We start from the raw sequence: 22,020 nt of genomic DNA, 5'->3' as shown, positions 1-22,020 counted from the left end.
TATAAGTAAGTATAACGGATTATATAGAACTAAGCAAGTACTGATTTAATAGTTACTTTTCCTGCTACCCCGCGAAAATACGCGCCGAATGCGCCGAAAAGTTGCCTCCGCAATTGCGAAACCAATATCAATTGCCATAGCAATCACCAGTGTTTTAATTAAACTTCGTCCAGCACTAAGATAATGACCTAACGTAAATTCTTTTAGACTCGTATAAATGACAATGCCTGGCACGAGTGAAACCAACCCAGGCACGTACATCATATTTACAGGTGCTTTGGTCAGAATGGCAGATACATTACCCAGTAAACCGATGGTTAGCGCCGCCAAAAAATTTTGTAGAATGATATTACCTGTTACTTGAACTGTCAGTAAATAAACTGTCCAGCCACACGCACCGGTTATACCTGCTAAAAATAAGACACGTCGGGGTACATTAGTAATAATGCCGAAACCAACTGTTGATAAAAAACTAAAAATAAATCCTAAGACAAGTTCCATTTAAAGGCCTCCTATCAACATGTGGGCAACAAAGCTACCAACAATGGCACCAATCCCAATTGAACCAGCAATCATAATTGCATCCACACCACGAACAAGACCAGATAAAATGTCTCGATCAATAATTTCTCGTAATGAATTTGTTAATGGTACACCTGGGACTAACGGCATCAGCGAACTGATCATAATATTGGCAGCACTATCTGCAATACCAAAGTTTTGTAATAAAGTTGCTAATAAACTGATAACCAAACCGCCAACAATGGCACTTAGATAAGGTGCCGTTGAGTGTGCACTACCCCACTGTGAAGCAAGATATCCTAAAATACCAACGAAGAATGCTAATGCAAGATCAGTCCAAGAAGCTTTGAATAACAGCATTGGCGCAACTGACACAAAACCAGCGCCAATAATTTTCTGAGTCCAAGTAAAATCAATTACCTTATGATCAATGATATGTACCTTACGTTCTAACTCATTAAAATCAATCTCATGAGCAGAAAATTGACGAGACAACGTATTTATTTCATCCACCTTTTGTAGATTAAAACTCGATACATTTGGCTTAACAAGATGGGTTGTTGAGCCACTTTCAGTACTGATAAATATTGCTGTCATTGTGGCATGACAGTTAAGATTTATGCCTGCTGCTTGACCAATATACGCAATTGTTGACTCTACTCGTGTGGTCTCTGCACCACTTTCAAGCAATATTTTTGCAACCAAACCACAAACATCAATGATACTATTCACACGTTTCTCAATCATATTTGTTTCCCCACAAACCCATTTAGTAAATAAATAATATCACATAGAAATCGTATTTTATACCTAGTTTTACTTTTGGAAGAACTACACAAACAAAAAGGGCCAGAACAGCATAAACTACTCCAACCCACTAAAAATGGCTCTATACTTTCTAGCGTGAAACTAAAAATTTCACGCTTTTTATTTCGCCTTTTTCACAAATATAAAAAGACACCAATAATATACCGGCGTAAAATGTAATCGACGAAAAAAACAGATACGAGGTATTTATTGATGTCCATTAATGATTCTATCCTAAATTCAGTTGGTTTAACAGACAAAAACATTAAATTTTTAATTTCTGATAACGGTGATTTTAATGAATTAATGACCATAGGTCATGATCAACACCAAATCTTACGCTATCGCGCAACGTTAACGACAGTTCCAGAGCATTGTCCGCAATGTGGTTTCTTATTGTCGGGACATTTTTATCTGGCTGGTACCGATACTGCATCATACAAATTACCCACAGCAAACGGTTATCAACAAATTTTATTGTTAACCAAGCAACGTTATCAATGTCTACGTTGTAAAAACACATTTATAGCACAATCAAAAGATTTTATGTCCAATTCAACTATCTCACGGCCATTGTTACATCAAATTATTGATTTAGCAAAACGTGATATTTCCGAAAAAGATATTGCTTACATTTTGCATATATCACACAGCAAAGTTAATCGACTACTGCATCATGCCGCTAAAGCATATCGTACGAATTATACAAAATCATTACCTACGGTCATTTGTGTTGATGAAGTACTCTATGCAAAGCATCATTACGGTTTTGAAATGATAAATGGCACGACGAGTGATTTAATTGAGATTTTTCCAACCCGTACCAGTATAGATATTCGTAGGTATTTATCTAACTACGACCTATCTAATCGTCAACGTGTACAATACGTCGTTACTGATATGAACGCTAATTATAGCGCACCCTTACGGGTGATGTTTCCTAACGCTCAAATTATCATTGATCGTTTTCATATCATTCAATTAGCCATGAAGGCTGTACAATCCACACGTATCACACTACAACGAACAATTAATAATAAGCGTAGTCGTGTATATAAACTACTAAAATCTAACTGGCAATTCTTTATTACAGACCAGTCAAAGATAGACACAACGCAACCACGATGGTTCAAAGGAATTAATGAGTACCTATATCCACAAGATGCTCTACAACTTATCTTTGGTCTATCACCAAAATTCAAACAAGATTATAAAATATACCAAGCCGTCTTACGTGCGCAACGATCTCGTTCGTTTGATGAATTTTCAGTAATTTTATCGCAATACAAGCCCAATCACTCAGCAATGGACCAGGTGATTTTAACCTACAAGAAAAATCTAAAAAGTATCAGAAATGCCTTTTTACAAACACCTTCTAACGGACGTATTGAAGGCATTAATCGTCGCATTAAACAAATTGGCCGTACGGCATATGGCTATGGTAATTCATTGAATTATTTTTTCAGAATACGTCTACAACTATTCAATCGCAAACATATAAACGCTAGTTTTATGAACCTACTAACTAAAAAAAGCTTGCGAGTCTGACAAAATCATCAGATTCACAAGCTATATTTCACAAACTCTTTAGATCGATTTTACGATTTTTCACGCTATTTGACATAGAGCCCTAAAAATTAATTTTATAATATGAACTCAGTAGCAGAATTGCTTTGCAACAAAAACTGTTAATGACCCAAGAACTGAAATGTATTAACAATTCCCCAAATCCATTGTTTGCGTTGCAATTTTGTCAGAAGCTGCCACCCATCCTGTGATAATTGCTGCTGATAAGATAGGCCTCGTAAGACCCTGATTATATCAATCATTTCTTTTTCTTGCGAGCGTTTTTGATGTTGCAACCGATCAGTTGCTTCACTAATTATACGACCTTCATCAACAGTTAATTTTGGATGTTTAACCACAAATTTTAATAAATATTGTCTGAGATCTTGTCTAAGCATACTACCACCCATATCTGATTGCGATTAGTATTGTTAATACTCTACTTCAACTTCGATGTTGATTGTAACGCAATTTCTATTATTTGTCTGATCTAACATATGCAAAACATGGAAAATTCGTGTGATCCGATGTTAAGACAAAAGAAGATATTCTACTCTTTTTAGCCAAAATTGTATTAGCTATCGGCCGATAAGTTTTATAGCATAAACGTATTACAAACCGGCTTCAAGACGACTTTTGTTTTACTCTTCTAACGTTTGTCCTTTAACCACATACTGATAATAAAGAAGCCGAAAGATATAGATAATTGTTGCTGTGATAAAGAACGAAGCAACGACATCCCCCATAAAATGGGCGCCAATAATTACACGCGCAACTCCCATCAATGCGCCATAAACAATCCCAATAATCCACCATGTCTTTTGCGTCTTACCTTGGAAAAACCAAGAAAGAACAATCAGTAATGTTGCCGCCTGTGTGTGTCCTGAAGGAAATGACATATGGCCATTAACACCATTAATAGTTAACCAATTAGTATAGTTGCTTTGACTTTTATTCAACTCATAAGGACGAACCCGCCCCCATATTTCTTTTAATCCTAAATTAACTTGCAAAGAAAACCACACCGTTAATGAAGCAAAAATAGCAATCACTAATAATTGTTTGATTCGCATTAACTCAAGACGATTAAACCAATATTGCAAAGCCAAAGTTAAAACAATAAAAATAATGATCCAGATACCATAAGCCTTACCAACACTGAGAGCAGTTGTCGCACTATCACTATTTGCAAGACCGATTGCTTTGTGATGATCACTGTTCGACTGTACTGACAAAAGATAACTTTCAACTTCGTTAAGATACTGTTTTAATTGCCAACCCGATAATGCTAGTCCGCCAACTGTCAAAAATCCTTTAAAAAGAATTGATTCTTGTACTTTTAATGCGTAAGCAACAGCAATTTGTCCACTAACAACAAAAATTAAATACTGTGGAAATTCACCAAAACTCTGAAAAATGGTACCAAATACACTATTATAATTGATAAAAGTATTGCTAATCTGTAAGTCTGAAAATGCTGCAATAAATAAAAGAACAAAACAAATGATGACACTGATTCCAAAAAATTGCTTTTGTCTAGCCACTGACATACAACATACTCCTTTCACGTTCAAAGAAAACCACCTATACAAGTCAATCGTAAAATTTTAAGGTAACGAATTAACCGATTTTACGTAAGCGTTATGTAAAGGTTTCATTGAAAACATGAATTTAAGTATTTTGAAATTAGTTTCTTCATAAAAATAGAGAGATTGAAACAAAATAAAATGCTCCAACCTCTCCTTGTTAAAATTGTATAGTTTATAAGCCTGTGATTTTTATAGCATAAATGCGTTCCAAAAGTCTGAAGCCTCAATGTAACGCAATTTACGCCATTCCCGTCCTTCGCTTTGCTTCGGACCAAAATGGCGCAAATCACGTGTCACACCGACTTCAAAACGACTGTTGTCTCGCTCTCTCCTATAAAATATCACTTTTACTGTTTTTTTATTGTCGTCACAAATTCATCAAAGAAAGCTCGTTCATGTAAATTACGGTTACATTGTGAACTATCTACACAAATATAATTGCCCTTCTTTGTATACCGACCGTCTCCTCGCCGTTTATTTAACGCCAAGAACATTGACACATTTTCTTCATGATGACAAATAGCGCAATACCCTTTAACAACTGGACTTGAAACATCACCAACAAGTCCTAATAGCTGTTCATCCTCATAATACAAGATATACTTACGTTGCGTTGCAATATTATTCCAAGCAAAAAATGTATAATCACGCCAATCAATCACCGTCAAATCAGGTAATGTTAATTTTTTCGTTTTACGAAAGACCTGTGCAATTTGCTTCTTGTTAGGTGCAACAAATGGTGTAACAAATGGCTTCAGTTCTTGCACCATCTTCTCGGTTGCACGATGACGCAAACGACGATCCATAATATTTGTCAATAATTGATCAATCTCTGGATAATTCCCTGGTACCGTTTCATGAATTTCTTCTGCTGCTAATTCTTGCAAAGCGGCAACAGTACTTAAATCATTTACCGATTGATATTGGTGAACTAAATTATACACAATTTCATTGATTTTCATGTATTGGTAGGGTTGCATAGTTAATGTCATTTTTTAATTCCTTTCTTTTCTTCCGATCAGAATCATTAGAAAGAAAGTTTCTAGTGATTCAGTTAACAATTGTTAACCGCGTCACTAGAAGATACTAAACGTATCATCTTATCACCTCCTAAGGTCGTCTTAGTTTAACAAACTCCCTTAAAAAAAGCAATTTAGAAGATAACTGTTAAATTCGTTGATTGTTCAATATGAATTTCAGGATGAGCCATAATATACTCACCAATTAAATCTGCCGTTTCGCGTTGCACCTCACGAACGATTTTATCGGCCGAAAACATTGGGAAGTTACCAGCACCACCAGCACGATAATTATTCATAGCAACTTCATAAGTGGCCATCATGTCCAATGGTTGGCCATCTTTTTTAATAGCAACTACTCGTTGTCCCATTGGTTGACTAATATCAAAGGTATAATCTATCCCACTCCAAATATCGTAATTATAGTGCTGGACTTTAGGCGTTGTGAATAGTGGATTAATAGTTAACTGCCCATCATCTGCAATCTTAAAGTATCGGGCATTTACTTCTAAAGCATCTTTAATATCTTGCCCCGTCAGTTTTTCAACAACTAATGTATTGGGAAAAATATAGTTCGTCATAATATCACGTTGTGACACGGCATTTCCTAGACCGCGAACTTCATCATTGAACAATGCTGTATTAGAAATATCCGTACCCGTTGCAGCCATTTGCACCTGATTGACTAATTCAATAAACGGATGATTATGTGCACGTGCTGCAAAGTGATCAACCACCTGCATATTATCACCAACATGACCAACAGGCGTGTCTAACCATTGATTCACCTTCTCTTGCAAAGGTTCGATGATTGCAACAATATCTTCACGTTCTGGTGCAGTACCTGTCGCCAATAATTCTGCTGTTGCTGAAACACATTGATTTGATTCGTTAAGGGTTAGTGTCATCAAGCCAACATGATCGCCCCGATAGCCTGGCTGTGTCGTTGGCACACCATGAACAACTTCAGCAATTTCACGATGTTGATGACCTGTTACAAGTGCATCAACTCCTGCTAGTTGCAACAATTGATAGCCTTGATTTTCTGAAGTTACCCGCTCTAAAGGCTGTCCAGTTTTTAAATCTTCGGCAAAGCCACCATGATAAGCTAGCACTAATACATCAACGTTTGGTCGTACTTCTGCAATATACTTTTTGGCAATTGCGACTGGATCTTCAAAAATCAGTCCTTTAATATGTGCCGGTTGTTCCCAGTGAGGAATGAATTGCGTTGTTAGCCCAATGACACCAATGTTCACCCCCTGACGTTCAAAAATTTTATATGGCTCGCCCACAAACGGTTGTTGTGTTGTTTCATCCAAAATATTAGCATTCAATAAATTAGGCGTCTCTGCAAACACATTTTCAATATACGCACGACCGAAATTAAATTCATGATTTCCCAGAATACGCACATCGTATTTCACTGTATCAGCTAATTTTTGATAGACATTAGTCTGATCAGTTGCAACTTTTTCAATATAGTTGGTTAATGGTGACCCTTGAATGAAATCACCATTTTCAATGGTTAGAGCAATATTTCCTGATTGTTGTGCCTGCTGTTGATAATCTGAAATGACCGCCGCCGCACGTGATAGTCCTAGTCCATCATTTAATAATGGTCGACGAAAATCATCTGCTCGTATATAACCATGGACATCTGACGTTGACAAAATTGATAGTTGCATTTTGTTCTCCTTAATTATAAATAATAAAAAAGCTGGTACCACATTGTGTGCCAGCCTTCATCATCTCGTATCGTTACTAGTTAGACCAAACGCTTACGTAATTGTCCAGATAAGAAATCTATCACTGTGACCATCACGATAATCCCCAAAAGAATAATACCAACCTTTGACCACTGACGTGTTTGCAAAGCGAAAATCAATGGTGCTCCAATACCACCAGCACCAACAATTCCCAAAATGGCTGCAGAACGAACTGCAATCTCAAATCGGTAAAGTGTATAGTTCATAAACTCTGGCATAACTGCAGGAATAGTCGCTAAAGTTAAGCCATCAAGGGCAGATCCACCGGCAGCGACAATTGCTTCATTCGGTCCACGATCAATATTTTCAATAGCTTCTGAGAATAGCTTTCCTAGCATACCAATCGAGTGGATCGACACGGCCAAAACACCTGCATAAGCACCAGGACCAACCGCCTTAATAAACATAATTGCCAGAACGATTTCTGGGAAGACACGGATAATCGTCAAAATTAGCTTACCAATCGTTGAACGTGGTGTAAAGAACCCCTTCTTTGTGCGCGCTGCCAAAAATGCAAATGGTAACGTCAACACAGCTGAAATAAACGTTCCTAGGAAAGCAATCGCCAATGTTTCAATCAAGGCACTAACAAGATCTTCACCATCACCCGAATAAACGTATGACCAGTCTGGATGGAATAGTCCGTGAATAATGGATTTCGTTACCTGCATCGCTTGCGGCTTCACTGTTGATAAAGGAATACCTGAGAAAGCCCAAATAAATAGTAACACCACCAAAGTTGCTATGATCCATGGACCATATTTTTGCCACGGATTTCGTTGAATTTTTTGCATTATGCCAACGCCTCCCGTAGTCGATTAGAAATACCGTCAACGATAATAACAACAACCAAAATGGCCAAAATAACCACAGCTGTTCGATCGTAACGGAATAGTGATAGTGTCTGATCTAGGTACAAACCAACACCACCGGCTCCCAAATAACCTAATACGGTTGATGCACGCACATTGATTTCTAATGTGTACAGGAAGTAACTTAGGAATTGATTCATAACTTGTGGAATCACCGCAAAGACAATTTTCTGAATACCATTCGCACCAACAGACGTTAATGCTTCAATAGGTCCATCATCAATTGTTTCGATTGCCTCATAGAATAACTTAGAAATCATACCAAAACTAAAAATAGTTAACGCACCAACTCCGGCCATTGGACCAATACCAACGATAGCTACGAAGACCGCTGCCAACAATAAATCTGGTAATGCACGTACTAAATTCAAAAAGAAACGAATAATACCACGTAAATAAGTGTTTTTTACAATATTTCGTGCTGCTAACAAACTAAAAGGTACTGCAATGATTGTTCCCAACAACGTACCAACTAGAGCCATTTGAATGGTTTCAGCAATGGGGGTAATAATTGCTGAAACAAATGTCCAATCTGGGTGCATCATCCGCAATAATAAATCCCAAAATTGATCCCAACTAAAGTTTGCGGTCGCACCAGTATTATAACCTGATCCAATAAAAATTAAGACAAATAGGAGGACAGACAAAATGCCCTTAACATGCCACTTTTCACTGAATTGGCGTTCAGGTAAAGTTGCGTTCATATCCTACTCCTCATCTCCTGCTTCAGCATAAATACCATCAAAGTCGTCAGCATTCACTTCAGCAATTGGTTTATCGTAAACTAATTTGCCCCCACGTAATCCAACAATACGCGTTGCATATGCCATTGCTAATTCCACACTGTGCAAATTAACAACCACCGTCATACCCATATCGTTCAAATGCTGTAAATCATCCATAACCATCTTGGTTGTTTTTGGATCAAGCGAGGCAATCGGTTCATCAGCTAAAACAATGTTTGGTGATTGCATCATTGAGCGTGCAATCGCCACACGTTGTTGTTGTCCACCTGATAGTTCATCAGCACGTGTGTAATACTTGTCTAACATATTCACACGATCTAAATTAGCAGCTGCCTTTTCTTTATCTTCTTTTGAAAATAAACCGAACGTACTTCTAAACGTTGAATAATAACCAACTCGACCAGCTAAAACATTACGAGCAACTGTTGCACGCTTCACCAAATTGAAATTTTGGAATATCATCGCAATATTACGTCGTTGTTGACGTAATTCTTTACCCTTAGCCTTAGTAATATCAACACCATCAAGTAAAATTTCACCTTCGCTCACATCATGTAAACGATTAATTGCTCTTAGTAACGTACTTTTACCTGCACCAGATAATCCAACAATCACGACAAACTCACCTGATTGTATATCCAAGTTGATATGATCTAAACCAATCGTTCCATTAGGATAAATCTTTGAAACATCATTAACTTTTATGGTGCCTACACCATTGCTCATACTTCTGCCATCCAATCCTATATAGCTCTACAAATAATATATTTTTCAAATATGTACAAAGCGAGACTCGCCATAGCTTTATTGTATGACAAGCCTCACTTTCAGAAATGCTGTTATAAAAGATTACTTAATATCTTCAACCTTGTTTTGGTACTTACGAACAGTATCAAAGTTTGAATCCTTTGACTTTGTCACACCAGCCCAGCTATAAACATCATTCAAGACTTTCTTACCCTTTTCAGTCTTTGAAACCTTAATCATAGCATTTTGGATAGTCTTTGCATCAGCCTTTGAGATACCCTTACGCAAAGTAATCGTATCGTTAGGAATCTTGGCTGTGTACTTTAGAACACGTGTATCCTTAAAGACGTCAGGATTATCCTTCTTAACTAGGTTACGGGCATCATCAAAGATGAAGGCGGCATCCGTGTCACCGTTGACAACTGAAATAACTCCTTGATCATGACCCTTTACATTCACAAGCTTAGAATTTTTGATAACATTCATGCCCTTCTTGTTCAAATCGACAACTGGGAAGATGTAACCTGCATCAGAAGTTGGGTTTTGAACAGCAATCTTCTTACCCTTCAAATCCTTAACATTCTTAATACCTGAATCCTTCTTAACGACAACCAATGCACGGTAGTAATCAACTAGCTTATCTGTATTAGAACCATCATTCTTCTTATCGTTAATACCATAACGTTGTGATTGCAAAATAACTTTAGCACCATATTGCTTGTGGGCTTGTACGTATGGGTCAGGTGGTAAGAATCCCATATCAACCTTTCCTGAACCCATTGCCTCAACAACTGTGTTGTAATCAGTTGAAATTGTTACGTGTACTGGAATACCCAATTGCTTCTTTAACAATTTCTCCAATGGCTTTGCCTTCGCCTGAATTGTGTCTGCTTGAGATGATGGTACGAATTGTACATTCAACTCTTTCAAATCAACCTTCTTTGATGCTGCATCTGCTGATAGTGCTGGTACAGCTGATACTACTGTCGTTGCCAACATTGCAACCGTGGCTCCCGCAACAAGTCTCTTAAACATGCCCTATGTGCTCCTTAAATTTTTGTCTTGTATACCCGCGTATACGATTTCTTAAAGGTTACTTAAATGATAACAACGAACGATAAAAACGTCAACACTTAAATCGTTCAGTTATATTTAGAAATAAAAGTAAAAATTGGATAGTACCAATTTATTGTTCGCATTTTTATGCAAAAAATCCCTTATTTATTCTCTATCTTCTAGATTTTTGTTGAAATTCTCGCGGTGACAAACCCGTCCATCTTTTAAACTGGCGACTAAAATTAGAAATTGACGTATATCCTAATGACTCACCAATCTCTAATATAGAATAATTTGGCTTCATTAATAATTTTTTAGCTTCATTAATTTTCAACTTAGATAAATATTCTCGTGGTGAAATACCATAAGTTTGCTTAAAAACACGAAATCCATATCCATCACTAATTTCAGCATGCGCAATGGCTTCTTGAACCAAATTTCTACCTAAATCCCTATTTTCAAATCCGTTTTTAGAATACAAAATGATTTGGTCAATCAGATTATTTTTTAAAAATTCAGCAATCATTCTTGCATATTCAGCTTGTGTAGTTGTGCTTTTACTGATTCGCTGATCTGCTAATTGATAAAATATTTGCAATATTTTCGATAATTCAATTTGAATAACCATTTTCGTATCAAAGTTATAATTCAAATTTTTTGTTAAATCATCCAATTTATTCAAATGTGGCGTTAACGCCCGACATAACTGACTGTTACTGTCATAAAAATAATCTAATCCCTTAATTAACTGTATCTTTAAATTAGGGTCATCAAGATCAAAATGAAAACAAAAATACTTTAAAGACGTTTCAGTCCAAACACGATGTGTAAATTCAGGTGGAATGATAACAAAATCACCTGGATTAAGCAAAAACAAATTGTCTCGAATTTTTACTGATTCTGTACCTTCTAAACAATAAACACATTCAAATGCATAATGTTTTTCAATTGGTACTGTCCACCCATTATCAACCAATTGTTCATGTCCACCAAAAAAAGTTAAATTCCAGTCAATCACGGGTAATCGTTTTGCATTTTTTAAAAAATCCATTTTAAAATCCCTTTCACTGAACACTCGCTATTATTACGCTTAGAATATGTCATATTTGGATAAATGTAAAGTTGATATACCCATGTACAACATTTGATTAGATTGTCATAATTTAAATACAAGAAAGCGTTTTCATATAAAACAGGAGGTTGTTTATGAACTTTGATTCTTTTCTATACGGTGCAGCATATTATTTTGAATATCTTCCCTATGAACGATTAGACAAAGATATTCAAATGATGAAAGATGCAAATATTAATGTCGTGCGAATAGGTGAAAGCACTTGGAGTACCTATGAACCACAGGAAGGCGTTTTTGATTTTTCAAAATTAGATAAAGTCGTTGATGCAATGACAGATGCTAATATCCAGGTTATCGTTGGAACTCCCACTTATGCCATACCAACATGGATGGCAAAAAAACATCCTGAAGTCATGCTAACAAATCAAGATGGCAAGCAAAGTTATGGTAGTCGACAATTAATTGATATAACTAATCCCACTTTTAAATTTTTTTCTGAACGTATCATTCGTAAAATGATTGCTCGTACTGCTGATAAACCTGGCGTGATTGGATTTCAAGTAGATAACGAAACAAAACACTTTAATACCAGCAGCGAAAATGTCTATATTGGTTTCCAAAAATGGTTAAAAGACAAATTTAACAACGATTTAGATAAACTCAACGCTGCTTACGGTTTAGATTATTGGAGTAACCGTATTAACTCGTGGGAAGATTTTCCACCCATTAACTCAACTATCAACGGTAGCCTTGGTTCTGCTTTTGAAGAATATAAACGAACTTTAGTGACAGATTTTATAACCTGGCAAACAAATTTAGTAAATGAATATAAGCATCCAAATCAATTTGTTACTAATAATTTTGACATGGAGTGGCGCAAATTATCTTTTGGCATGAATCCTGACGCAAATCACTACGAAGTTTCTAAGCCCCTTGATGTTACCTCTGTAGATATCTATCATCCAACCCAAGATAGCTTAACTGGAACAACAATTTCATTTGTTGGTGATATTGCTCGTTCGACTAAAAATAAAAATTATATTGTTATGGAAACTGAAGCTCAGGCATTTAGACACTGGGTCCCATATCCTGGTCAATTAAAGCTACAAGCGTATTCACACATCGCTTCGGGTGCAAACATGGTTAGTTATTGGCATTGGTCATCCATTCATAATAGTTATGAAACATATTGGAAAGGCTTGCTCAGTCATGATTTTCAACCAAATCCCGTTTACAACGAGGCTAAAATAATTGGTTCTGAATTAAAAGAAATTGGTTCTGAGTTTTTAAATACCACTAAGAATAATAAAGTTGCATTTATAGTAAGCAACGAAGCCCTGAGTGCAGTCGATTGGTTTCCATACAAAGATACTATTTTTGATAAAACGGTCGAGCATCAGTACAACGATGTACTGCGTTCATACTATGACCCGCTATATAAACTAAATATTGAAGCTGATATCTTGCAAGTGGGTAATTCTAGAATCACTAATGAAAACTATGATTTATTAGTTGTGCCAATGCTTTATTCAGTAACAAGTAAACAACTTGAAAATCTGAATACATTTGTACAAAATGGTGGCACAATTTTGTATTCATTTAGATCCGGTTTTTCGGATGAAAACGTAAAAGTTCGAACCGATACTCAACCAGCTATTATCTCTAAATCTGTTGGAGCTGAATATTCGTTATTTGTAGAGCCTGACAAGCACTATGGTACTGACCTGCCAGTAGAAAATATGACAATTTCAGGTTTAGATAAAGTTCCAACGATACAAAATGAACCAGTTCAATATTGGGCAGAATTATTATCTCCTACAACTGGAACGACTTTAGCAAAATACAATCACCCTTATTGGGGAGAGTATGCTGCTATTACCGAAAACAATTTCGGCAAAGGTCATGCGTTCTATGTTGGAACCTATCTAAATGAAAAATCTATTTCTGAATTATATAAATATATCCTAAAGAAAATCGGATTATGGGAATCCCGACAAAAGCAGCATTTCCCAATTATCAATAAACAACTTTTCAGGAATGATGGTACCTACTTAGATTTTTATTTTAATTACTCCAATTCATCATCTGACGTTATTTTCAAATCAACACATGGAACAGAACTAATAAATCATTTTGAAATCAATGAAGGTGATAAATTTGAACTTCAACCATGGGGCCTACAAATATTCAAAGTTAATCAAGAATAGAGGAAAATAATAATGGCTAAAAATAATAACACCACTAGTACTACCAATTGGACTGCTAGTGTTACTGATGTACAACAACCTAAAGTTCCCATTCTGGTTGGACTTGGTGTCGCTATTGGTGCTTTCCTTTGGTTAGCACCATTTATGGGACTTAATTCTGTTTTAAACCCCGCAAAGTTAGCAGACATTTTTGGTGGACCAGGTTCTAAAGTTAATAACTTTCTTGCTTTACTTGGCACATTAGGAGCTATCACCTCAACCATTACAACTATAATCATTGGTGCGCTTTCTGATCGTACGAGATCTCGTTGGGGACGACGTACACCTTGGTTACTATGGGGATCAATTTTAACCGCAGCAGACATGTGTGCACTTGGTACAATTAATTCTGAAAATCACCTATGGCTTTTCATCCTTTTATGGTGTGGTATTCAAACTTTTATTAATATGATTGTTGCTCCTTTAATTGCTGTTATGGCTGACTTAGTTGCACCTAAGCACCGAGGAACGATTTCTTCAATTTATGCTATTGGCTACGTTATTGGACAATATGGTGGACCAGTGATGGGGAGCCAATTCCTAAGTTCATCAAATTCTAGTTTAATTAACATGGGTTATTATGGTCTTGCTGTTCTTATGTTACTATCTGGACCAGTAGCTGCTGTTCTGGTACGTGAACGATCAAGTAAATCTATGCCAGTTGAAAAACTTGACTGGAGTGGGTTTGTCAATGCATTCATTTTCCCAATTCATCAAGTTAGAAATTTTTACCTGGCTCTATTTGGTAAAATGATGATTAACATCGCTGTTACGGCATTTGCAACCTACCAAATTTTCTTTCTCACATCTGGAATGGGAATAGATCAATCACATGCTGGAAGATACATTACTTTAATGGGAACAGCCACAATGATTACAGCTATTGTTCTTTCATCTACATCTGGAATGATTTCTGATAAATTAAAAACCCGTAAATGGCCCGTTGCCTTTTCAGCACTATTAACTGCAATCGGAACTATTCTACCCTTCTTGACTAAGGCACCAACTTCGATGGTTTGGTATGGAATTATCGCTGGTACTGGTGCAGGTATTTTCTTCGCCGTTGATCAGGCGTTGAATCTTGAAGTATTGCCTAATCCTGAAACAGCTGCTAAGGACTTAGGCATCTTAAACTTTGCAAATACCGGTGCACAAATTCTTGCACCTGTTATGGGGGCTTTACTATTTGATGCTGTTGGTAAACAATATCTGCCAATCTTACCTTGGTTATCCGGGTTAGCAATCTTAGGTGCCATACTAGTTTTGGGAATTAAAGAACCTAAGCAACAAGAAGAATCTACACAAAACATTTAAATATTTAAATAAAAGTCTGCTTATATAATGAATATATTGCAGATTTTTTCATCTTAAATTGTCAATCTGAGTGGAAATTCACCATACAAAAAAAGTAGTAAACGAAATTCGTTTACTACTTTCAATAATTTTAAACTTCTAATAGCCTGCGCCGGCTCCGCCGCCACCATAATAATCAGTACCTGTACCAGTTGTCCCAGTACCACCATACGTACTATCTGTTGTCCCGTAGGTACTATCTGTCGATGTTGTACCGTACGTGCTAGCAGTTGACGTTGATGAAGAACTACTATCTGATGGTAACCCATTAGCTGCCAATGTTGATTCAGAAACATTACCACCGTAAAGTGTTCCTGTTTTCTTATGCTTCAAGCCCAATGAAGAACGCAAAACATTCGTTACACGCTGTTTCTCACTTTGTGTAATTAACTCTGAAGAACCAGAAGTTAACGACACTGACGTTCCTTGCGCATGATCCGTCTTAATTGTTTTCGCAGCACCCAAGTACTTTGAAGCAGCTGTCAACATATCACCAAAGGTCAAATCAGTCTTTGTAGAGTCAGAAATTGTACTCAAAAACTTTTGATTAATTAACTTAGTTGGATTACTCTTTGCCTTATCAACAATCGCCTGCAAAACTAAACGTTGCCGAGCTTGACGACCGTAATCACCTTGTGGATCATCATATCGCATACGAGAAAATGCTAGTGCAGCAGCCCCATCCATTTTCGTGTATGTTTTTGTAGAACCATTCTTATTTAACGTATAAGTAGATGACCCCTTGGTAAAGTTATAAATGACATCACCATTATCATGAGCAGTATATGGGTTATAACCGAACGTTAATGGTGACTTTACTTGAACACCACCTAATTGGTCAATAACCTTCTCTAAACCATTCATATTAACTAACGCATAGTAATCAATGGGAACATTTAACCATTTTTGAATCGTTTGGATCGTTGTTTTGGCTGATCCATATTCATATGCTGAATTCAGCTTTTGTGGGAATTGATCTTCAAATCCTACTGGCGCAATCACCGAATCACGAGGTAGTGACATAATTGTCACCTTTTCTTTTTTCGGATTAACGGTAACTAACATTAATGAATCAGTACGCCCTTTATAAGTTCGATCTAATTCTCCAGTATCAGTCCCTAATAATAGAATTGAAAATGGCTTACCATTTTTAATAACATTTGAGACATTTCGTTCTTTAGTTAGGCCAGTCCCTTGAAAGGAGTTATCAACCGCATTTTTTGTATTATTATAAGCGATACCAAACATTGCACCGACTGCCAGAACAATTAATGCGATTACAAACAGAATTGCATTACGAATAGTGTGGCGTTTCCGCGGACCTTTTCCACCACCGCCTGGCAACGAATCTTTATGATCACGCGGTCCACCTTCACGTTTTTTACGCCTATTCTGTTTATTTTCAGCTTCACGACGAGCCGATCGAGTTTGTGGCTCATTATCCATGAGCATCTCCTCTCTTAACTTCAATAATTGATTATTCACATAATGACTTTGTTCAAGAATTAATCTTTTTGATTTTATAAAAGATTTCTTTGAAAAAGCTTATAGTAACTTATATATCTTACCATAATTTGAAATCTAACATGTATAACCATTAATCAAAATTAAGTAGTTTGTGATAATTTATACCATTAAACTGCTACGGGTGCCTTAATACTAGCATGCGGATCGTAATTATTAATCTTAATATCAGCCATTGTATATTCTGCAATGTCCTGAACATCTGGATTTAGCGTGATAGTAGGCAATTCACGCATTTCACGTTGTAATTGTTCTGTCACTTGCTCAATATGGTTTGAATAAATATGAGTATCTCCAAAGGTATGCACAAATTCACCTGGCTCTAAACCAGTCTGAGCAGCGACCATGTGTAATAACAATGAGTATGAAGCAATGTTAAATGGAACCCCTAAGAAAACATCAGCTGAACGTTGATACAATTGTAGACTTAACTTGCCATCTGCCACATAAAACTGAAATAACGTGTGGCATGGTGGTAGAGCCTGTGTTGGGACATCTTCTGGATTCCAAGCTGTTACAATTAACCGACGTGAATTCGGGTTCGTTTTTATTTGGTCAATCACATCTTTGATTTGGTCGATAAATCCACCTTGCACACAACGCCAATGCCGCCATTGGGCACCGTATACATCTCCCAACTCGCCATACTTTTGTGCGAACTCATCATCGTTTAGAATACGATCGACAAATATTGCATGCTGTTCATCATATTGTACTTTAAATGATTCGTCTACTAAGGAACGACGACCAAAATCAGTCATATCCGGACCATCATAGTCTGCTGATTCGATCCAATTTTTAAAAGCCCACTCATCCCAAATATGATTCTTATGCTCCAATAAAAACTTAATATTAGTATCACCACGTAAGAACCATAATAACTCACTTTTAATCAAGCCAAATGGTACACGTTTTGTTGTTAATAGCGGAAAACCTTCACTCATATCAAAACGTAATTGGCGACCAAAAACTGAGCGTGTACCCGTCCCTGTACGATCTCCTTTGACGGCACCATTATCTAGTATATCCTGTGCCAAGTCTAAATATCCTTGTTCGTTTTTACTCATATTAGTTTATACAACCTTTCTTATAGATAAGCATCAAAATCAATTTTTTGTAAATCTGCTGATATCACGTTAATTTGTTCAATTGCCACATTTTTAGTTTGTAGTAATTCTGCCACGAAATCATCATTATGATAGTTCCGTAAATAATTAATTTTTGTAATACCTGCTTGCAACAAAAGTTTTGTGCAATGTACACATGGAAAGTCCGTCACAAAAACTTGTGCACCATCAGCACTTATTCCCATTTTGGCAAGTTGCATCAATGCATTTTGCTCGGCATGTACTGCACGAATACAATGTCCGTCAACAATTAAATCGCCAACTTCTGTACAGTGTGGTGTCCCTGATACTGATCCATTATAACCACTGGCAATTATCCGACCATCTTTTACTACTACAGCTCCAACATGTAGTCGTGTACAGGTACTACGTGCCGCCAACATAATGGCCTGTAGCATAAAATATTTTTCCCAAGCTATTCGTTCATCCGTCATTTTAAAGAACCTTCTTGTTTGTCTTAGTTGTTCCTAATCTTAGCAAGGATAGAACCGAAATAAAAGTCTTGAAATTTTTTAAATAAGTAAAAAGCCTCTATACAATCAAACCTACAACCTGAAATTAATTTTTTGTATCAAAATTTCTTATCCAAGTCTATAAATTTACAGAATTTCATTGTTTCAAATATCTAACATACACACAATTGATTTTAAATTTCATTTATGTTAAAATTAGATTAACTTTGGTTTATCTAATTTTAGATAATATTCACGCAGCGATTTCATTTGTCGCTGGCTATGGGGGTGCCCCATGAGAGGAGTTCTTATGCCTGCAGCATTAGCAGAAATTAAGCAACAATTAGATGCACACATCGGTGAACAAATTACTTTGACAACCCATGAAAGTCGTCACCGCACCATTGAACACCAAGCAATCGTTCGAGATACCTTCCGTTCAGTTTTTGTCCTTGATTTAGAGCAAGACGGTCACGAATTCGATCGCGCTTCATTTAGTTACACTGATATTTTAACCGAAAACATTGAAATTGCTTTTGCATAATATTGAAAAAAAGGCCGGGACATACGAAAATGTCTCGGCCTTTTTGTGCCAACAATGTATTAATTATCAGCATGAAATTGTTATCGCATAAACGCGTTCCAAAAGTCTGAAGCCGTACTGTCCCGGAATTTACGCACCGCCTTCAAAACAACTTTTGTCTCGCTTTTTTTATTTATTCTGTTAGTTCAGCATCTTTTTTAGCCAAACGAACAATTTCAAATTCGTTAATATATGCTGCTTCATAATCTAGCGGTGTAATTTCAAAATTCTCTAGTCGCACTGTATCCCCAGCTCTGGTCTCTGGGAACTGTTCAATGATAAATCCTGTCAATGTTACCATATCTGATTTATCAAAAGCCCGAATATCCGTTTTAAAATAACGTTCAAAATCATAAACTGTCATTTTTCCAGATACTTTATAATGCATTTGTTGTTTATCATCAGATCCTAGCTTTTCGACTAAATCATCAACAACCCAATCAACTTCATCACGAACTGAGCCAAATAGCTCTTCATAGATATCCTTATCAGTCACAATTCCCGATGTACCACCGTACTCATCCTTCACGACAATCATAGGTGTTCGTTTTGAAATCATCAACTTCAAAACATCTTGAATTGGCATGTTTTCAGGTACATTTGGCATATTACGGATAATTTTACGAACAGGTGCCTGACGGTCAACTTCTGCTTGACGCATAATGTCGTAATTAAAAACATAGCCTAGAATCTTATCTTTATCACCATCCGCTACGACTGGAAAGCGTGAGTGTTTGGTTTCAAAATAGGCATGTAAAGCGTCATCAATATTATCTTGAACATCTACAACGAATAATTGGGTACGATCAATCATAATATCATTGACCACTTTATCATTCATTTCAAAGGCACGTTCCATAAAGACATAGTCTTCATCTTGTAACTGTCCAAGCCGTGCCGCATTACGTGACAAGCTCAGAATTTCTGCTTCTGAATAGACTTCGTTTTCTTCGGAAGCCGTACGTAGTCCCATCAAATGAGTGACACCAGTTGCTGATTTATTTAACAACCAAACAAACGGATAGAAAATCACATGGAAAAAACGTAAGGGTCCAGAAACAAATAACGCAACCTTGACAGGAAATTCGATTGATACATTTTTTGGTACTAATTCAGTCAACACCACTTCGATGTAGGTTAACAAAATTAATGCCACAATTGATGCAATCGCTGCTGCACTAGGTCCGGTCATCTCTTTTAGCACACCACCAATTAGTAATAAATGGGCAATGGTTTCTTCACCCATCCAACCTAGTACCAATCCAGTAACTGTAATACCAACCTGGGTTGTTGACAAATACTCATTTAAATTATCAATCATGTGAATTGTAGCCGCAATTTTACGCGATGGTCGTTCACGTGCCTCTTGCAACTCGACTAATGCGCTGCGCCGAACTTTTACTAAAGCAAATTCTGCCGAAACACACAATGCTGCGAACATTAACACTAAGATTATCACAATAATTGATAGAATTAATCTTCCTTCACTCAAATTAATTTCCTACTTTCGAATATAGTTGTTTATAAAGCAAATTATAGCAAAAAACACCCGACACTTATCGAGCGTTTCATGAGTTAGTCAATTAAGCACGTACTGACTTTTCATTGACTTCTTCTGCATCTTCCTCTTGCTCAATTGGTAATGCAACAACTTCGAATTCTTCGATATAAGCGTCTTTAAAATCAAGTGCTGTAATCTCAAAGTTTGCAATACGAATACCTTGACCAACTTGGAAGTTTGGATGTTCATCTAACACATATCCTGTCAAAGTAACCTTTTCTGAGTTTTCGAAAGATTGAATTTCTGTTTTAAAGAAACGCTCAAAATCGTATAGCGTCATTTTACCAGATACTTTGTAATGCATGTTACCTGCCGCATCAGAACCTAATTTTTCAACTAGGTCATCAGCAACATCATCCACTTCATCACGAACAGAACCGAATAATTCTTCATAAATATCTTTATCAGTAACAATTCCTGACGTACCACCGAATTCATCCTTTACAACAACGATAGGTGCACGATGCTCAATCATTTCTTGTAAAACTTCTGTAATTGGTTGTGTTTCAGAGACAACCGGTAAATTACGCAAAACAGTTCGAATAGAAGCATCTGGACTAATACGTCCTTGACGTACTAAATCATATGAGAAGACGTAGCCTAGAATCTTATCCTTATCATTGTCTGCAACTACTGGCATTCTTGAAAACTTTTCTTCCAAATACAAATTCAAAGCATCTGAAATAGAATCCGTCACATTAACAACCGTTAATTGTGTTCGATCAATCATAATATCAATTGCTTCTTTATCATTCATTGCAAAGGCACGCTTCATGAAAGTCAAGTCTTCCTCATCAAGCTCACCCGCATCGGCAGCATCTCTTGATAGTGACAGAATCTCGGCTTCTGAATAAATGTCTTCATCAGGATGTGCACTGAACCCCAAAATTTTGGTAAAAAATGCAGCTGCACGATCAAATAACCAAATTAATGGATATAGAATAACGTGGAAAAACATCACTGGACGTACAATTGCTAACAACATCTTGACCGGTTGATCAATCGCAATATTCTTAGGAACCAAATCCGTAAACACCGCGTGTATGAATGTAAAAATCAAAATAGCAGCCACAGATGACACACTATGCGCAATCGCAGCTGGCAATATTTCTGCATTAATAATAAGTGTGGCGATGAAATCTTCACCCAACCAACCTAAAATCAATGACGTCAATGTAATGCCGACCTGAGCAGTTGATAGATACTCTGATAAATGATCCAACATGTTCAATGCATGAGAAATCTTACCTGAAGGTTTCTCACGTGCTTCTTGCATCGCACGCAAAGAACTTGGACGCACTTTAACTAAAGAATACTCCGTTAAAGTGAACAAAACAGCTAACAGCAAAATAATTATAATAATCACTAAGTTAGTGATAATAGACGGACCGGAATCCATGATATACCTT

The 22,020-nt window shown here is 36.6% G+C and carries 20 protein-coding genes; 4 read left to right on the top strand and 16 right to left on the bottom strand.

Annotated features, from left to right (window positions below; genetic code table 11):
* Positions 1-45: 45 nt before the first annotated feature.
* Positions 46-501, bottom strand: coding sequence for a threonine/serine exporter family protein (locus ACQ4QH_RS00265; protein WP_439818837.1), 456 nt, complete (start codon positions 499-501; stop codon positions 46-48).
* Positions 502-1,269, bottom strand: a complete 768-nt coding sequence (locus tag ACQ4QH_RS00260; protein WP_439818836.1) for a threonine/serine exporter family protein — start codon at positions 1,267-1,269, stop codon at positions 502-504.
* Positions 1,270-1,542: 273 nt separating this feature from the next.
* Between ACQ4QH_RS00260 and ACQ4QH_RS00255 the strand changes: the two genes are divergently transcribed.
* The gene (locus ACQ4QH_RS00255; RefSeq protein WP_439818095.1) at positions 1,543-2,877 is read left to right on the top strand and encodes an ISL3 family transposase; all 1,335 of its coding nucleotides are present in this window, start codon (positions 1,543-1,545) and stop codon (positions 2,875-2,877) included.
* A gap of 140 nt (positions 2,878-3,017) precedes the next feature.
* On the opposite strand, the gene ACQ4QH_RS00250 is transcribed toward ACQ4QH_RS00255, so the two are convergent.
* From ACQ4QH_RS00250 to ACQ4QH_RS00210, 9 genes are all read right to left on the bottom strand, one after another.
* Entirely contained in the window at positions 3,018-3,293 is a 276-nt protein-coding gene (locus tag ACQ4QH_RS00250) for a hypothetical protein (RefSeq protein WP_439818835.1), read from the bottom strand.
* Between the two features lie 243 nt (positions 3,294-3,536).
* Complete coding sequence (locus ACQ4QH_RS00245) at positions 3,537-4,445, bottom strand: phosphatase PAP2 family protein (RefSeq protein WP_439818834.1); 909 nt, start codon at positions 4,443-4,445, stop codon at positions 3,537-3,539.
* A 386-nt stretch (positions 4,446-4,831) separates the two neighbouring features.
* Entirely contained in the window at positions 4,832-5,476 is a 645-nt protein-coding gene (locus tag ACQ4QH_RS00240) for a FusB/FusC family EF-G-binding protein (protein WP_439818833.1), read from the bottom strand.
* Between the two features lie 161 nt (positions 5,477-5,637).
* Positions 5,638-7,191 (bottom strand): bifunctional metallophosphatase/5'-nucleotidase, encoded by a 1,554-nt coding sequence (locus tag ACQ4QH_RS00235; RefSeq protein WP_439818832.1) that lies wholly within the window; start codon positions 7,189-7,191, stop codon positions 5,638-5,640.
* Positions 7,192-7,271: 80 nt separating this feature from the next.
* Positions 7,272-8,066 (bottom strand): phosphonate ABC transporter, permease protein PhnE, encoded by a 795-nt coding sequence (gene phnE, locus ACQ4QH_RS00230; RefSeq protein ID WP_439818831.1) that lies wholly within the window; start codon positions 8,064-8,066, stop codon positions 7,272-7,274.
* Positions 8,066-8,848 (bottom strand): phosphonate ABC transporter, permease protein PhnE, encoded by a 783-nt coding sequence (gene phnE, locus ACQ4QH_RS00225; RefSeq protein ID WP_002829216.1) that lies wholly within the window; start codon positions 8,846-8,848, stop codon positions 8,066-8,068. Before phnE (ACQ4QH_RS00225) ends, phnE (ACQ4QH_RS00230) begins: the two co-directional genes overlap by 1 nt.
* A 3-nt stretch (positions 8,849-8,851) precedes the next feature.
* Positions 8,852-9,616, bottom strand: a complete 765-nt coding sequence (gene phnC / locus ACQ4QH_RS00220) for a phosphonate ABC transporter ATP-binding protein (protein WP_251939410.1) — start codon at positions 9,614-9,616, stop codon at positions 8,852-8,854.
* Positions 9,617-9,739: 123 nt separating this feature from the next.
* Positions 9,740-10,672 (bottom strand): phosphate/phosphite/phosphonate ABC transporter substrate-binding protein, encoded by a 933-nt coding sequence (locus tag ACQ4QH_RS00215; protein WP_439818830.1) that lies wholly within the window; start codon positions 10,670-10,672, stop codon positions 9,740-9,742.
* 193 nt (positions 10,673-10,865) lie between these two features.
* Positions 10,866-11,744 (bottom strand): helix-turn-helix domain-containing protein, encoded by an 879-nt coding sequence (locus ACQ4QH_RS00210; RefSeq protein ID WP_439818829.1) that lies wholly within the window; start codon positions 11,742-11,744, stop codon positions 10,866-10,868.
* A 155-nt stretch (positions 11,745-11,899) separates the two neighbouring features.
* Between ACQ4QH_RS00210 and ACQ4QH_RS00205 the strand changes: the two genes are divergently transcribed.
* On the top strand, positions 11,900-13,972 hold the full coding sequence (locus ACQ4QH_RS00205) for a beta-galactosidase (RefSeq protein ID WP_439818828.1): 2,073 nt from the start codon (positions 11,900-11,902) through the stop codon (positions 13,970-13,972).
* A 12-nt stretch (positions 13,973-13,984) separates the two neighbouring features.
* Positions 13,985-15,325, top strand: a complete 1,341-nt coding sequence (locus tag ACQ4QH_RS00200) for an MFS transporter (RefSeq protein ID WP_439818827.1) — start codon at positions 13,985-13,987, stop codon at positions 15,323-15,325.
* A 138-nt stretch (positions 15,326-15,463) separates the two neighbouring features.
* On the opposite strand, the gene ACQ4QH_RS00195 is transcribed toward ACQ4QH_RS00200, so the two are convergent.
* From ACQ4QH_RS00195 to ACQ4QH_RS00185, 3 genes are all read right to left on the bottom strand, one after another.
* Positions 15,464-16,810, bottom strand: coding sequence for an LCP family protein (locus tag ACQ4QH_RS00195; RefSeq protein WP_439818826.1), 1,347 nt, complete (start codon positions 16,808-16,810; stop codon positions 15,464-15,466).
* Between the two features lie 188 nt (positions 16,811-16,998).
* Positions 16,999-17,955 carry a thymidylate synthase gene (locus tag ACQ4QH_RS00190; RefSeq protein ID WP_439818825.1) on the bottom strand — a complete coding sequence of 319 codons (957 nt, stop codon included), beginning with the start codon at positions 17,953-17,955 and terminating at the stop codon, positions 16,999-17,001.
* A gap of 20 nt (positions 17,956-17,975) precedes the next feature.
* Positions 17,976-18,449: a deaminase gene (locus ACQ4QH_RS00185; protein ID WP_439818824.1), complete on the bottom strand. Its 474-nt coding sequence runs from the start codon at positions 18,447-18,449 to the stop codon at positions 17,976-17,978.
* A 313-nt stretch (positions 18,450-18,762) separates the two neighbouring features.
* Here ACQ4QH_RS00185 and ACQ4QH_RS00180 point away from each other — a divergent pair, with 313 nt between their 5' ends.
* Positions 18,763-19,011 carry a Veg family protein gene (locus ACQ4QH_RS00180; RefSeq protein ID WP_002829224.1) on the top strand — a complete coding sequence of 83 codons (249 nt, stop codon included), beginning with the start codon at positions 18,763-18,765 and terminating at the stop codon, positions 19,009-19,011.
* Positions 19,012-19,183: 172 nt separating this feature from the next.
* Here the strand turns inward: ACQ4QH_RS00180 and ACQ4QH_RS00175 are convergent, their stop codons facing one another.
* Both ACQ4QH_RS00175 and ACQ4QH_RS00170 read right to left on the bottom strand, forming a co-directional pair.
* Positions 19,184-20,542 carry a hemolysin family protein gene (locus ACQ4QH_RS00175; protein WP_439818823.1) on the bottom strand — a complete coding sequence of 453 codons (1,359 nt, stop codon included), beginning with the start codon at positions 20,540-20,542 and terminating at the stop codon, positions 19,184-19,186.
* Between the two features lie 91 nt (positions 20,543-20,633).
* Positions 20,634-22,010, bottom strand: a complete 1,377-nt coding sequence (locus tag ACQ4QH_RS00170; RefSeq protein WP_439818822.1) for a hemolysin family protein — start codon at positions 22,008-22,010, stop codon at positions 20,634-20,636.
* Positions 22,011-22,020 lie beyond the last annotated feature (10 nt).

The organism is Weissella paramesenteroides, from assembly GCF_051903945.1.
Taxonomy (GTDB): Bacteria; Bacillota; Bacilli; order Lactobacillales; family Lactobacillaceae; genus Weissella; species Weissella paramesenteroides_A.
The sequence above is the reverse complement of the archived record's forward strand: the minus strand, read 5'-3'. Positions and strand labels throughout refer to the sequence as shown.